At 58.8% G+C, this 13,060-nt stretch carries 17 protein-coding genes; 12 read left to right on the forward strand and 5 right to left on the reverse strand.

The features are described from left to right. Positions 1–359: 359 nt before the first annotated feature. The 5 genes from ABJO75_RS23790 to nthA form a co-directional block, all read right to left on the reverse strand. Positions 360–617: a DUF2842 domain-containing protein gene (locus ABJO75_RS23790; protein ID WP_348127602.1), complete on the reverse strand. Its 258-nt coding sequence runs from the start codon at positions 615–617 to the stop codon at positions 360–362. Position 618: 1 nt separating this feature from the next. Next, a complete protein-coding gene (locus ABJO75_RS23795; protein WP_348127604.1) occupies positions 619–1,911 on the reverse strand; it encodes an adenylosuccinate synthase in 1,293 nt (430 codons plus the stop codon). Between the two features lie 91 nt (positions 1,912–2,002). After that, on the reverse strand, positions 2,003–2,320 hold the full coding sequence (locus ABJO75_RS23800; protein WP_348127606.1) for a nitrile hydratase accessory protein: 318 nt from the start codon (positions 2,318–2,320) through the stop codon (positions 2,003–2,005). Beyond that, complete coding sequence (gene nthB / locus ABJO75_RS23805) at positions 2,317–2,997, reverse strand: nitrile hydratase subunit beta (RefSeq protein WP_348127609.1); 681 nt, start codon at positions 2,995–2,997, stop codon at positions 2,317–2,319. Before nthB ends, ABJO75_RS23800 begins: the two co-directional genes overlap by 4 nt. Beyond that, positions 2,994–3,614, reverse strand: coding sequence for a nitrile hydratase subunit alpha (gene nthA / locus ABJO75_RS23810; RefSeq protein ID WP_348127611.1), 621 nt, complete (start codon positions 3,612–3,614; stop codon positions 2,994–2,996). The genes nthB and nthA overlap by 4 nt, the downstream gene beginning before the upstream one ends. 116 nt (positions 3,615–3,730) lie before the next feature. Between nthA and secG the strand changes: the two genes are divergently transcribed. The 12 genes from secG (at position 3,731) to ABJO75_RS23870 (ending at position 13,015) form a co-directional block, all read left to right on the forward strand. Further along, positions 3,731–4,093, forward strand: a complete 363-nt coding sequence (gene secG, locus ABJO75_RS23815) for a preprotein translocase subunit SecG (RefSeq protein WP_348127614.1) — start codon at positions 3,731–3,733, stop codon at positions 4,091–4,093. Positions 4,094–4,258: 165 nt separating this feature from the next. Then, the gene (locus ABJO75_RS23820; RefSeq protein ID WP_348127617.1) at positions 4,259–5,902 is read left to right on the forward strand and encodes a CTP synthase; all 1,644 of its coding nucleotides are present in this window, start codon (positions 4,259–4,261) and stop codon (positions 5,900–5,902) included. A gap of 57 nt (positions 5,903–5,959) precedes the next feature. Further along, entirely contained in the window at positions 5,960–6,610 is a 651-nt protein-coding gene (locus ABJO75_RS23825) for a DUF1007 family protein (protein ID WP_348127619.1), read from the forward strand. Then, complete coding sequence (locus ABJO75_RS23830) at positions 6,595–7,512, forward strand: hypothetical protein (protein WP_348127622.1); 918 nt, start codon at positions 6,595–6,597, stop codon at positions 7,510–7,512. Before ABJO75_RS23825 ends, ABJO75_RS23830 begins: the two co-directional genes overlap by 16 nt. Positions 7,513–7,592: 80 nt before the next feature. Next, on the forward strand, positions 7,593–7,886 hold the full coding sequence (locus tag ABJO75_RS23835) for a DUF1330 domain-containing protein (protein ID WP_348127624.1): 294 nt from the start codon (positions 7,593–7,595) through the stop codon (positions 7,884–7,886). 42 nt (positions 7,887–7,928) lie between these two features. Next, complete coding sequence (locus ABJO75_RS23840; RefSeq protein ID WP_348127627.1) at positions 7,929–8,381, forward strand: TerB family tellurite resistance protein; 453 nt, start codon at positions 7,929–7,931, stop codon at positions 8,379–8,381. Positions 8,382–8,435: 54 nt separating this feature from the next. Then, on the forward strand, positions 8,436–8,873 hold the full coding sequence (locus ABJO75_RS23845; protein WP_348127629.1) for a TerB family tellurite resistance protein: 438 nt from the start codon (positions 8,436–8,438) through the stop codon (positions 8,871–8,873). Further along, complete coding sequence (locus tag ABJO75_RS23850; RefSeq protein ID WP_348127631.1) at positions 8,870–9,604, forward strand: PhnD/SsuA/transferrin family substrate-binding protein; 735 nt, start codon at positions 8,870–8,872, stop codon at positions 9,602–9,604. Before ABJO75_RS23845 ends, ABJO75_RS23850 begins: the two co-directional genes overlap by 4 nt. Positions 9,605–9,731: 127 nt before the next feature. Next, entirely contained in the window at positions 9,732–10,508 is a 777-nt protein-coding gene (locus ABJO75_RS23855) for an ATP-binding cassette domain-containing protein (RefSeq protein ID WP_348127634.1), read from the forward strand. Between the two features lie 26 nt (positions 10,509–10,534). Further along, the gene (locus ABJO75_RS23860) at positions 10,535–11,263 is read left to right on the forward strand and encodes a transporter substrate-binding domain-containing protein (RefSeq protein ID WP_348127637.1); all 729 of its coding nucleotides are present in this window, start codon (positions 10,535–10,537) and stop codon (positions 11,261–11,263) included. Between the two features lie 58 nt (positions 11,264–11,321). Beyond that, positions 11,322–12,206, forward strand: a complete 885-nt coding sequence (locus ABJO75_RS23865; RefSeq protein ID WP_348127640.1) for an ABC transporter permease subunit — start codon at positions 11,322–11,324, stop codon at positions 12,204–12,206. Next, complete coding sequence (locus ABJO75_RS23870) at positions 12,206–13,015, forward strand: ABC transporter permease subunit (protein ID WP_348127643.1); 810 nt, start codon at positions 12,206–12,208, stop codon at positions 13,013–13,015. Before ABJO75_RS23865 ends, ABJO75_RS23870 begins: the two co-directional genes overlap by 1 nt. Positions 13,016–13,060: the final 45 nt, after the last annotated feature.

Here is a 13,060-nt window from a genome sequence, read left to right on the forward strand (position 1 = left end):
GGAAAAGACTGCCCCCCGGCTATCACCAAGGCCGACTTCTGATCGGAACGCGCGAGTCATTGTTGATGTCTTTCAGGTGCGACTATAGGCGCAACAGTCGGAAATCAGGGCGTGATTCTTGCGTGTTTAGAAGGCAATGGCACAAAAATATGACAAATGCCGCTTTTTGAAGCTGTCACGCTGCAAATCGCCTCTCGGAAAAATTCATATTTTTCAGTTAGTTAAATAATTCAGCACGATGCCTAGAACTTTGGCGCCACAGATTCGCACGCGAGCGCAAGCATTTTTTCACCGCGAAAATTGCAGTTCGATGGCGCTGAATGCGACATGATCATTCGCAAAATTTCGATTTCTGCCGATCAGCGCGGATCGTCATCGAACCGTTTTGCGTCCGGATCCGCCTGACCGATCCCGCGAAAAACAAACTTGAATGGCAGCGCCCAGACAACCCCAAGCACGATGTAGATCAGGAACTCGACCAGAATGGGCGGGCGGTTCAGGCTGTTCATGATGGTGACCGCGACCATGATGTAGATCGGCAGCCCCACCAGCAGGATCACCAAGGCCCATCGACGACGGGCCTTGTAGCTGAGACCGGGTTTTGCGGGTTTGGTCATGTCAGTCGGCAAACGGGTCAGTGACCAGAATCGTATCGTCCCGCTCGGGCGAGGTCGACAAGAGCGCAACCGGGCATTCGATCAGTTCTTCCACCCGGCGCACATATTTGATTGCGGCAGCAGGCAAGTCTGCCCAACTGCGTGCGCCTTCAGTGCTCTCGGACCAGCCGGGCATCTCTTCGTAGATGGGTACACACCGTGCCTGCTGGTCGGCGGCGGTCGGGAGGTAATCCAGCCGCTGGCCGTCCAGTTCGTATCCCACGCAGATTTTCAGCGTTTCAAACCCATCCAGCACGTCGAGCTTGGTCAGGGAAATGCCGTTCACGCCCGAGGTGGCGCAGGTCTGGCGCACGAGGCATGCATCGAACCAGCCACAGCGCCGCTTGCGCCCGGTAGTGGTACCAAATTCGTGGCCCCGTTCGCCCAGACGCTGACCATCATCGTCATCCAGTTCCGTCGGGAACGGCCCCTCACCCACGCGGGTGGTGTAAGCCTTGACGATACCAAGGACAAAATCGATCGATCCCGGGCCGATACCGGTGCCGGTCGCGGCTTGTCCGGCGATCACGTTGGATGATGTGACAAAGGGGTATGTGCCGAAATCAATATCCAGCAACGCGCCTTGTGCGCCTTCGAACAGGATGCGTTTGCCCGCCTTGCGCTTTTCGTTCAGCACCTTCCAGACGGGCGCGGCAAATTCGAGGATTTTGGGCGCAATCTCCTTCAGTTCGGCAATCAGCCCGTTGCGATCAATCGCCTCTAGGCCAAGACCCGACCGCAGCGCGTTATGGTGGACCAGCGCCCGATCCACCCGCAGCGCCAGTGTCGCATCATCCGCCAGATCGGCAACGCGGATCACGCGGCGGCCAACCTTGTCTTCGTAGCAGGGTCCAATGCCCCGCCCGGTCGTGCCGATTTTTGCAACCGAATTCTGGCCTTCCCGCGCGCGGTCCAATTCCCCATGGAATGGCAGGATCAGCGGTGTGTTTTCCGCAATCATCAGGGTTTCGGGCGTAATCACGACGCCTTGCGAGCGGATGCTTTCGATCTCGTTCAGCAGATGCCACGGATCAAGGACAACGCCATTACCGATCACCGACAACTTGCCGCCCCGCACCACACCCGACGGCAGCGCGTGCAGTTTGTAGACTTCGCCATCGATGACCAACGTGTGGCCCGCGTTATGGCCGCCCTGAAACCGGGCAATCACATCGGCCCGCTCGCTGAGCCAATCCACGATCTTGCCTTTTCCCTCGTCACCCCATTGAGCGCCGACAACAACGACATTGGCCATGCCCGTTCCTTCTATGCGTATATGAAACCCGCGCCGGTATAGCGGCGGTGTGCGGGCAGCGAAACCTCAAATTCGCCGCAGGCGGCAGAACTCAGCGCGTCAGGCGTACAGGCGCGCCATGCGGCGTGGTCAGATAGGCCTGTTCCCAGGCTGCACGCATCTGTTCCGCCTCTGTACGTTCTGCGCTGCCGTCTTCGGCCAGCAACGTTTCGAGCGTTTCGAGCCACGCGTTGAAATAGTCGTTTCCACCATCCAGCTCGCGGTTCAGGCCATGCCGCGCCAAGGTTGCCCCGAAACGCGTGGTCCAATCGGCCCAAGTAAAACGCCCGGATTCGTTGAGGTGAACGGTCAAGGCAAACACCTGTGCATGCCATGGTTCGGCAAAAGCGGGATCTGGCCGGGATGTCATGCCGGCTCCAGATAGCTTTCCCAGAGATCAAGCGTGACCTCGTCATCGGGGTGTTCCGGATGCGTCCAAAGTTCAGAAGCCGGAAACACCACCGTGTAAAGCGGCTGAGGCGCTTCGCCCAGACCATGCGCGTTGCTGTCCGGAAACACATGCTCGCCGTGGCTCAATAGGATGCGCCCGCGCGCCCCTACGGCATATGCCGGAAGCCGGGTGTGCCCCCCGTCAACGAGCCGGTTGCCCGCGTGGGACAGTGTCATAACCGCATCGCCGGGCGCGTATTTTGCTTTGGTTTCGGTCTCGCGTGTATAAGGGAAACGCTTGCCTGCTGCCGCTCGCACCTGATCGGCGCTGGCCTTGCGGGCCGTGATAGCCTCATCAAGGGCCGGCGTTTCGTCGCCCGTCAGATCAGCGTTTGAAAGCACCTGCCCCGCGACAAGCATATCAGTGACAGCGGCAATCCATTTTTCATAATAGGTGAACCGGGTGTAATCCTTGGGCGCCAGCCGTTCGCGGGCATGTCGGCGCATGTCTATGTTCCATTGGCCCAATGGCATCGACAAGGTTGTGACCGCATGTGCACGTTTCTGCCAGTCGGCGGTGAACGGCGCGTCATCCGATTGACCCGGATCGACGGGGCCAGTGCCATAGCGGCCCCCCATATCATGAATGCGGCTCATGCCGGTGCCTCTGGCAGGCCGGTGCCAATCATGGAATTGCGTGTGACCCATTTGGCGAGGTCGGCCTCTGACAGCCCCTCGGTTTCGGGTGGACGCATCGGCAAAACCAAGTACCGAACCTCGGCCGTAGAATCCCAGACGCGCACCGATGTGCCCTCGGGCAACGTTACCCCGAACTCGGCCAGCACCTTGCGAGGCTCGCGCACGGCGCGGGATCTGTAAGTATCAGATTTGTACCAGGCAGGCGGCACACCCAGCAACGGCCATGGATAGCAACTGCACAGGGTGCAAACCACCATGTTATGTTGCTGTTCGGTGTTCTCGACCACGACGACATGCTCGCCCTGACCACCGGTCATGTCCATCTCGATCAGGTCGGGCATCGGGTCGTTCAGGATGCGCGCCTTGAAGTCCGGATCGCTCCAGGCCCGCGCGACCACGCGCGCGCCATGCTGTGGGCCGACGCGATTCTCGAATTGGTCGATCAGCACGTCGATCGCCTCGGGATCAATCAATCCCTTGCGTGTCAGCACAGTCTCCAGCGCCTTGACCCGCAGCGCAGGGTCAGACGGCAACAGGGCATGAGGATGTTCGTCGTGAGAATGGTCATGGGGCATGAACTCAACATGAGCGCCCTGACCGTGATTTGTCCAGCCCCCAGATCGTCCCTTGCCCCTTTCGGCATTCTTGCCTACATACCCCCCGATACAAACGCCCTACGCCGCAGGTCCTCATGGAAAATGTCATTCTTATCGTCCACCTGATACTGGCCCTTGGCCTGATCGGAGTCGTGCTGTTGCAACGCTCTGAGGGCGGCGGGCTTGGAATGGGCGGTGGTGGCGGCGGAGCGATCTCCGGTCGCGCAGCCGCGACGGCACTCGGCAAGGTGACTTGGATCCTGGCGATTGCGTTTATCTGCACCTCGATCACGCTGACCGTTCTGGCGGCACAGAAGGCGGCAGGCACATCGGTCATCGACCGGCTGGGCGGCTCTGCACCTGCAGCTGAGGAAACTGTTCCGGCCCTGCCGGATGCACAGGACCTGTTGCCGCCAAGCGAAGGCAGCGACGCCCCACTGGTGCCCAAAGCCGACTAACCCGGCCACGTACAATACCTTGACCAAACTCGGAGAACCGTAACAGCATCTTGCGGTTCTCTTGCGCATGACGGGCGAATCCTGTATGGGTGAACTCCCGTGATGCATCGGTTTTTTGAGCCGATGCGACTCTGAAATTCGACAGTCACGGGAGCAGCCAACAGTATGGCGCGTTTTATCTTTATCACCGGCGGTGTTGTGTCTTCTCTGGGCAAGGGGCTGGCTTCGGCTGCACTTGGCTCGCTCTTGCAGGCGCGCGGATTTTCGGTTCGGTTGCGCAAGCTGGACCCTTATCTCAACGTCGATCCCGGAACGATGAGCCCGTTTGAACATGGCGAGGTGTTCGTCACCGATGATGGTGCGGAAACCGATCTCGATCTCGGGCACTACGAACGCTTTACCGGTGTCGCCGCCCGCAACACCGATTCCGTCAGCTCCGGACGCATCTATTCCACCGTGCTGGAAAAGGAGCGACGCGGCGATTATCTGGGCAAAACCATTCAGGTCATTCCCCACGTTACGAATGAAATCAAGGATTTCATCGCCATTGGCGAGGACGAGGTCGATTTCATGCTGTGTGAAATCGGCGGCACCGTCGGTGACATCGAGGGCCTGCCGTTCTTTGAAGCGATCCGACAGTTCAGTCAGGACCGTGCGCGCGGCCAGTGCATTTTCATGCACCTGACGCTTTTGCCCTATATCAAGGCAAGTGGCGAGCTGAAGACCAAGCCAACCCAGCACAGCGTCAAGGAATTGCGCAGTATTGGTCTGGCGCCTGACATTCTCGTGTGCCGCTCTGAGGGGCCGATCCCCGAGAAAGAGCGCGAAAAGCTGGCGCTGTTCTGTAACGTGCGCCCGGATTCGGTGATCGCGGCGCAGGACCTGAAATCCATCTACGAGGCACCGCTGGCCTATCATCGGGAAGGGCTGGATCAGGCGGTACTTGATGCCTTTGCCATCACCCCTGCCCCGAAACCCAATCTTGCCCGTTGGGAAGATGTCGCCGATCGCATTTATAATCCCGAAGGCACCATCAAGGTGGCTATCGTTGGTAAGTACACCCAGCTGGAAGATGCCTACAAATCCATTGCCGAGGCGCTGACTCATGGCGGCATGGCCAACCGGGTCAGGGTTCAGGTGGAGTGGGTCGATGCCGAGATTTTCGACACCGAGGATCCCGCCCCGTATCTTGAAGGGTTCCACGCCATTCTGGTCCCCGGCGGCTTTGGCGAGCGCGGTACCGAAGGCAAGATCAAGGCGGCCGAATTCGCCCGCTCGCACAAGGTGCCCTATCTGGGCATTTGTCTGGGTATGCAGATGGCGGTGATCGAGGCCGCGCGAAACGTTGCCGGGCTGAAAACCGCCGGCTCCGAGGAGTTCGACCACGAATCCGGCAAGAAACGTTTTGAACCCGTGGTCTATCACCTCAAGGAATGGGTGCAGGGCAGCCAGCGTGTCGAACGCAAGGTAGGCGACGACAAAGGCGGCACCATGCGGTTGGGCGCCTACGACGCCACGCTCAAAGAGGGCTCGCGCGTGGCCGAGGTCTACGGCACCACCCATATCGAAGAGCGTCACCGGCACCGCTATGAAGTCGATATCAAGTATCGCGAAAAGCTCGAAGAGGTCGGATTGCAGTTTTCGGGCATGTCCCCGGATGGTCGTCTGCCGGAAATCGTCGAATGGAGCGATCATCCTTGGTTCATCGGGGTGCAGTTCCACCCCGAACTGAAATCAAAACCGTTTGCACCGCATCCGCTGTTTGCCGACTTTGTGCGCGCCGCCAAGGAAACATCACGGTTGGTCTGACCTGATCGCCGCTGCTATTCGATTGCCGCGCTGCCACCGACAGACTAGGTTCTGGTCATGAAACGTTTGCTGGCCATCCTGCTGTGTACCACACCTTTTCCCGCGCTGGCGCATCCCCATATCTTTGTTGATACGGGGGTGGAGATCACCATGGACGAGGCAGGCGCGCTGTCACACGTAAAAATCACGTGGACCTATGACGAATATTATTCGTTGCTCATCACCGAAGACCTGAAGATTGATCAGGATTTCGACGGTGTGCTGACCGACGAAGACAACGCCCTTTTGACCGGATTCGACATGAACTGGACTCCCGGGTTCAACGGCGATCTGGTGGCGCTGCTTGATGACGCCCCGCTCGAACTGTCCGGGCCGCAAGTGCCGACCGCGATCCTTCGCAATGGACGCATCACCACGACCCACGTCCGACAGGTCAAGGGTACGCCAAGCCTCGCCGGGCACGTCCTGTCATTGCTTGCATATGATGAAACCTATTACACCGCATATGATGTGACGCTGCCTGTAAAGATCGAGCCGGCATCGACCTGCACGCTGGACAAGATCGCCCCTGACATTGATGGCGAGTTGGAGCAGATGCGGCAAATGCTGTTGACGATCAACGCCGATGCAGATCTCGAGGAAAATGAAATCCCCCTGATCGGCGGCAGGTTTGCAACCGAGATTCGCGTGTCATGTCCCGCTTCCTGATCATTCCGGTCCTGTTGGCGCTGGCCTACGCCCTGTGGCTTTGGGTCGGCGGCGGCTTTGATCAGATCGCAGCAATGGCTGCGGCGGAGCAGCGTGATTTCCAGAACCAGATTGCCCGAACCCTGCGCGATCTGCGTGGCGGCGGCGAAGGGTCTCTGATCGTGCTGCTAACGGCCTGTTTCGCCTACGGCTTTTTTCACGCTGTCGGACCGGGACATGGCAAGGTGCTGCTCGGAGGCTACGGGCTGGGCCGCAAAGTCGCGGCTCTACGATTGGCCGCTATCGGGCTTGCCGCCTCGCTGGGACAGGCGGTGACTGCAGTTGTGTTGGTTTACGCTGGTGTGTTGCTGTTATCGCTCGGCCGGGAACAGATGGTCGGCCTGACCGAGGATTTCATGGCACCGGTCTCTTATGGGGCGATCGCGCTGATTGGCGGATGGCTGATCCTGCGCGGTGTTCGCCATGTCCGGACCTCTACCGTGGATCATAATCACGATCATGACCATCATCACGACCACGATCACGACGGCGCATGCAGCTCTTGTGGACATCGACACGGCCCAACGCCCGAAGAAGTCGCTGGCGCCCGGTCAATTACCGAAGTGCTGGCATTGATCGGCAGTATCGCGATCCGCCCCTGCACCGGTGCGCTCTTTGTGTTGATCATCACCTGGCAGATGGGGATTCCACTGGCGGGAATCGCCGGAGCCTTTGCCATGGCGCTTGGCACCGCAACCATAACGATTGCTGTTGGGCTGGGTGCCGTCGGAATGCGCGGTGGGTTGGTCGCGTCGCTGGCAAACGGCGGGCTGGCCGCACGATTGCTGCCTGCTGTCGAGATCTTCGCCGGTCTGGTGATCGCGCTAATTGCCGGAGGGTTGCTCCTGCGTTCCATTGGGTGACCATCCCCGTCGTTTCCCGTATTGCATGTACCGGCAAACCGGGCGAATTTCAGCGCGATGCAAGCGCAAGGGAGCCGGCAATGGCCAAAGGGTACTGGATTGCCCATGTCGACGTGGACGACATGGAAACCTACAAAACATACGTCACTGTAAATGCTGCTCCGTTCGCTGAGTTTGGGGCCCGGTTTTTGGTGCGCGGCGGTCAACGCGAAGTGCGCGAAGGCACAGCCCGAAAACGCACTGTGGTGATTGAATTTGACAGTTATGAAAACGCTCTGGCCTGTTACGAAAGTCCCGCCTATCAGGCCGCCAAAGATATTCGCGATCCGGTCTCGACTGGCGATCTTGTCGTCATCGAAGGCTATGACGGATAGGATTCTCTTGGCGAACCCCGCGATACCGGATAATCTTTCACAATGTTGAACAAGCTATTTGCCGCGTTTCGCGCCAACAATGCCGAAGATCTTCCTGACCCCGATGCCGAACTGGCCTTGGGGGCACTTTTGGTGCGCGTTGCCAAGTCGGATCAGAACTATCAGGTCGAGGAAATCAGCCTGATTGACCGGATTCTGGCCCGGCTCTTTCAACATAACGCGATCGAGGCGGCGAAAATTCGCGCAACCTGCGAGAAACTGCATGCGGCAGCCCCCGAGACCGACACGTTTGCCAAACTGATCCGCGAAACCACCGGGTTGAAAGAACGTCTGGCCGCGCTGGATGCGCTCTGGGAAGTGGTTCTGGCTGATGGCAACCCCAAGGAAGACGAACTGCGCGTTCTGGAAAGTGCCCGCAAGGCGATGGGTCTCAGCTTTCTTGAAAGCAAGGCGGCACGCGAAAAGGTTGAACAGGGCGATCGCGCAATTTCCTGACCGTCCCGGTAATCTCGGGTTTGCGTTCCCGTGACCTTTGCCTATATCTGAGCCATGTTTGGTGATTTCCTGAAACGGCTGACACAGCCGGAACCCGAGCCGCTCGCCCATACGGACGCCCGGCTGGCCTTGACCGCCCTATTGGTTCGCGTCGCACGCTCAGATAACGACTATTCGGGTGCAGAGATTGCCCGGATCGACCGCATTACTGCGGATCGCTATGGCTTATCCCCGTTTGAAGCCACACAACTTCGCGGACAGGCCGAAACGCTCGAATCCGAGGCACCCGATACCGTCCGCTTCACCCGCGCGATCAAGGACGCGGTGCCTTACGAGGATCGTCGCTCGGTTGTTCAATCGCTGTGGACCGTCGTGCTGGCCGATGGCGAACGCGCCCAGGAAGAGGATGCAGTGCTGCGGCTGGTCGCAAACCTGCTGGGAGTTAGCGACGTCGACAGCGCGATGGCACGACAACACGCCGAAAAGTCATGATTGCATCGCTGGGCATGTATGACATGCCCGCGGTTCAAACAGCAAATGACCGGTTCTGGGCGCGGATCCATGCGCATCTGGGATATGGTCCTTCACGGCTGACCCGAGACATCGACCCTTGGGTACTGTGGCAGTCGCCGGAACTGCTGCTCGCACAAACCTGCGGCATGCCCTATCGAACACGCTTGCACGAGACTGTCGCCTTGGTTGGAACGCCGGACTACGGTATGGTCGGATGTCCGCCGGGGCATTACAATTCCGTTCTTGTGGTGCGCGCGGATGCACCCGGCGATCGTCTGCATGATTTTTCAGGTGGCCGCTTTGCCTATAACGAAGCGATGTCGCAATCGGGCTGGGCGGCGCCAATGACGTATCTGAATGCCTTGGGCGTCGCGTTTGCTGAACATATCAAAACTGGCGCACATGCCGCCTCGGCCAAGGCGGTTGCCGATGACGTGGCAGACATGGCTGGTCTTGACGTGGTGACATGGACCCTGCTGCAGGACCACGACCCGGTTGCAAAGCGGCTGAAGGTCATCGCCACAACCACACCAACCCCCGGCCTGCCCCTGATCACCGCGCAGGGTCGCGACACCGCGTCTATCGCCGCCGCCGTCCGCAGAGCCATTGTTGAATTGGCACCCGATGACCGTGCAGCGCTGCACATCAAAGGGTTGATCGACATCCCGACGCACACCTATCTGACGGTTCCAAACCCGCCTTCGCCCTGATTAAAAAACAGGTTCCCCGCCGTCACTTCCACAGGTTCGGCGGTGATTTTGCCGCATTGCGCATTGCATTGCGCAAAAAATTCATTCCTATTGATGCACTAACACCGTACCCAACACCGGATCACACGTGCAAGACACCCCATCTGTCATCGAGATCAACAACCTGCACAAAAGCTATGGCGAGCTCGAAGTGCTCAAGGGCGTTGATATCAATGCCCGACGCGGCGATGTCGTATCGTTGATCGGGTCATCGGGGTCCGGGAAATCAACCCTGCTGCGCTGCGCCAACCTGCTGGAAGACAGCCAACAAGGCGATATCCTGTTCAAGGGCGAGCCGGTCCTTTGGAAAGGCAACGCCCATCATCGCCGCCCTGCGGACCAAAAGCAGGTCATCCGCATCCGCACCAACCTGTCAATGGTGTTTCAGCAGTTCAACCTGTGGTCCCACATGTCGATCTTGCAGAACGTGATGGAAGCGCCCGTCACCGTTTTGGGACGTGCCAAGGGCGAGGTCGAAGAGGCCGCGCGCGGATATCTGCAAAAAGTGGGCATCGGCGACAAATGTGATGTCTATCCGGCGCAACTGTCAGGTGGTCAGCAACAGCGCGCCGCCATCGCCCGTGCCCTGTGCATGGAGCCCGAGGCGCTGCTGTTTGACGAACCCACCTCGGCGCTGGACCCGGAATTGGAACAGGAAGTTGTCAAGGTCATCAAGGATTTGGCCCGCGAAGGCCGGACCATGCTGATCGTGACCCATGATATGAAGCTGGCCCATGACGTATCCGACCATGTCGTGTTTCTGCATCAGGGCCTGATCGAAGAACAAGGGCCACCGGACACGCTGTTCGGGAGCCCCAAATCGGAACGCCTGCGCGGGTTCCTGTCTGCAACCCACGCTGCGTAAATAAAAAAACTAAGGGAGTACTCTAAATGAAGAATTTGATCCTGAGCGCAGCCGTTCTCGCAGTAACCGCGGGAATGGCAATTGCCCAAGACAAGACCATCCGCATGGGGACTGAGGGTGCCTATCCTCCGTATAACTTTATCAATGACGCTGGCGAAGTCGATGGGTTCGAGCGTGAATTGGGTGACGAGCTGTGCACGCGCGCCGAACTGACCTGTGAATGGGTCAAGAACGATTGGGATTCGATCATTCCCAACCTCGTTTCCGGCAACTATGACACCATCATGGCCGGGATGAGCATCACCGACGAACGCGAAGAAGTGATCGACTTTACCCAGAACTATTACCCGCCCACGGCCTCTGCCTATGTCGGAGCGTCTGAGGACGTTGACGTGCTCGGTGGCGTCGTTGCCGCACAAACGGCAACCATTCAGGCCGGCCATGTCGCCGAAAGCGGCGCAACACTGGTTGAATTCGCGACACCCGAAGAAACCGTGGCCGCCGTCCGCAACGGCGAAGCCGACGCGGTCTTTGCCGACAAGGACTATCTGGTGCCTCTGGTCGAGGAATCCGGTGGTGAGCTGACGTTTGTTGGTGACGAAGTGCCTCTGGGCGGCGGAATCGGTCTTGGCCTGCGCGAGAGCGACGCAGAGCTCAAGGCAAAGTTCGATGCCGCGATCACCTCGATGAAAGAAGACGGCACGCTGAATACCATGCTGAAAAAGTGGTTCGGCGACGACACCACAACTTACTAAACAGTGGCAATCAGGTCCGCCATCCCGGCGGGCCTGATCCCCGGACCCAAAGCATCTCATGTTTTCCTATTGCAGCGATCCTGAAACGCTCGGCACATTTGCCTGGTTCTCGTGCTATCTGACGACCGGCGTGCATATGTCGTTCTACGTGGCCTTCTTCAAGGTCCTGCTGCTGTTGGCGATCACAGCGCCTGTTGCGCTTGGTTTCGGTTTTCTTGGTGCAATGGCCGCAAGATCGCGGGTCGCACCACTTCGCTGGCTCGGCAAGATTTACATCGCGATCGTGCGCGGCGTTCCCGACATCGCCTTTTTCCTGTTTTTCGTGATCGCGCTGGATCAGGCTGTCGAATATCTGCGTCACAAGGTTCTGTGTCCGGATTGGCAAGAACCGATCCGGCAAGGTTCGGATTTTGTCGTCTGTCAGGCCGCCAAGATGCCGCTCGGCAACGCGCCGCAATACCTGCACGAGACCTACGGTTTTTTCCTCGCTGTATTCACCTTTGCCATCGTTTTTGGCGCCTTTGCCGCCAATGTCCTGTTCGGTGGCATGCGGGCCGTGCCCAACGCGCAACTCGAAACCGCCGAGGCCTATGGCATGACGCACCGCCAGACCTTTTGGCGGGTGCTGGTGCCGCAGATGTGGGTGTTCGCCCTGCCCGGTCTGTCAAACCTTTGGATGGTGCTAATCAAGGCGACGCCCTTGCTGTTCCTGCTCGGGATCGAGGATATCGTTTATTGGGCGCGGGAACTGGGTGGCACCAAGACCAGCAAGTTCACCAACTATCCGCATGGGGACTGGCGCATGTGGTATTTCCTGTTCCTGCTGATCTTTTATCTCGCCTTCACCCGCGTCTCCGAAATCGTGCTGGAACGCCTGATGCAGCGCCTGACACATGGGCAGGCAACCGCCGGCGGAGAAGCACAACGAAAGGCGGCCGCCTGATGTCGAGCTGTCTACAAACCATCCACGACTATGGCCTGCGCTCGATCGGCATTGGCGAGCGCCTCCTGCCGCGCGAAGGCTTTACCCTGTGCGAACAAGCCACCCTGATCGGGTCGGGGATGATCTGGAATGTCTATTTCGGCGTCATGGCCCTGACCATCGGGTTCTTTCTGGCCACAGGGCTGGCCGTCGCCAAAGGGTCGCAAAATCGCTGGGTCCGCAAACCGGCGGAATGGTTCATCTTTGTGTTCCGTGGTTCGCCGTTGTTCATTCAGTTCTTCTTTGCCTACTTCCTGTTTCTCAGTCTCAAGAGCGCCAACCCTGCCTTTGGTGCCTTTACCGCTGCGTGGCTGGGGGCGCTGATCGTTCTGTTCCTGAACACGGCGGCTTATACCGGCGAGATTTTCTATGGTGCGCTGCGCTCGATTCCCAAAGGCGACACCGAAGCCGCCGACGCCTATGGCATGACCGGGTGGCCACGTTTCCGGCGAATTGTCTGGCCGACAATGCTCCGGCTGGCATGGCCCGCCTATACCAACGAGGCTATCTTTCTGTTTCACGCGACGACACTGGTGTTCTTTTCCGGATTTCCCGCGTGGCAGCAACGCGGCGACGCGCTCTATTACGCGAGCTATTTCGCGGACAAGACGTTCAACCCGTTCGTGCCCTACCCCATCCTTGCCGGATATTTCATTCTAGTGACGCTGGTCATCGTGTCGGTGTTCGGGCTCATCGGCAAACGTCTCAATCGGCATCTGCCGGCAGAACGCCGTGCCCGCCCGCCGATGCGGCTGACCCTGATCCGCTAATCCTGCCTGCTCACGACGTAGGAAATGCCCTAAAACTGCCCGGGT

This window comes from Sedimentitalea sp., assembly GCF_039973035.1.
In the GTDB taxonomy this organism is placed as follows: Bacteria; Pseudomonadota; Alphaproteobacteria; order Rhodobacterales; family Rhodobacteraceae; genus Sedimentitalea.

Excerpts from the sequence above, each read along its gene's own strand:
- ABJO75_RS23870 (WP_348127643.1), top strand. The coding sequence starts at position 12,206 with ATGTCGAGCTGTCTACAAACCATCCACGACTATGGCCTGCGCTCGATC.
- ABJO75_RS23840 (WP_348127627.1), top strand. The coding sequence starts at position 7,929 with ATGTTGAACAAGCTATTTGCCGCGTTTCGCGCCAACAATGCCGAAGAT.
- ABJO75_RS23830 (WP_348127622.1), top strand. The coding sequence starts at position 6,595 with ATGTCCCGCTTCCTGATCATTCCGGTCCTGTTGGCGCTGGCCTACGCC.
- secG (WP_348127614.1), top strand. The coding sequence starts at position 3,731 with ATGGAAAATGTCATTCTTATCGTCCACCTGATACTGGCCCTTGGCCTG.
- nthA (WP_348127611.1), bottom strand. The coding sequence starts at position 3,614 with ATGCCCCATGACCATTCTCACGACGAACATCCTCATGCCCTGTTGCCG.
- ABJO75_RS23845 (WP_348127629.1), top strand. The coding sequence starts at position 8,436 with ATGTTTGGTGATTTCCTGAAACGGCTGACACAGCCGGAACCCGAGCCG.
- ABJO75_RS23800 (WP_348127606.1), bottom strand. The coding sequence starts at position 2,320 with ATGACATCCCGGCCAGATCCCGCTTTTGCCGAACCATGGCATGCACAG.
- ABJO75_RS23790 (WP_348127602.1), bottom strand. The coding sequence starts at position 617 with ATGACCAAACCCGCAAAACCCGGTCTCAGCTACAAGGCCCGTCGTCGA.
- ABJO75_RS23835 (WP_348127624.1), top strand. The coding sequence starts at position 7,593 with ATGGCCAAAGGGTACTGGATTGCCCATGTCGACGTGGACGACATGGAA.
- ABJO75_RS23820 (WP_348127617.1), top strand. The coding sequence starts at position 4,259 with ATGGCGCGTTTTATCTTTATCACCGGCGGTGTTGTGTCTTCTCTGGGC.
- ABJO75_RS23825 (WP_348127619.1), top strand. The coding sequence starts at position 5,960 with ATGAAACGTTTGCTGGCCATCCTGCTGTGTACCACACCTTTTCCCGCG.
- ABJO75_RS23795 (WP_348127604.1), bottom strand. The coding sequence starts at position 1,911 with ATGGCCAATGTCGTTGTTGTCGGCGCTCAATGGGGTGACGAGGGAAAA.
- ABJO75_RS23860 (WP_348127637.1), top strand. The coding sequence starts at position 10,535 with ATGAAGAATTTGATCCTGAGCGCAGCCGTTCTCGCAGTAACCGCGGGA.
- ABJO75_RS23865 (WP_348127640.1), top strand. The coding sequence starts at position 11,322 with ATGTTTTCCTATTGCAGCGATCCTGAAACGCTCGGCACATTTGCCTGG.
- ABJO75_RS23850 (WP_348127631.1), top strand. The coding sequence starts at position 8,870 with ATGATTGCATCGCTGGGCATGTATGACATGCCCGCGGTTCAAACAGCA.
- nthB (WP_348127609.1), bottom strand. The coding sequence starts at position 2,997 with ATGAGCCGCATTCATGATATGGGGGGCCGCTATGGCACTGGCCCCGTC.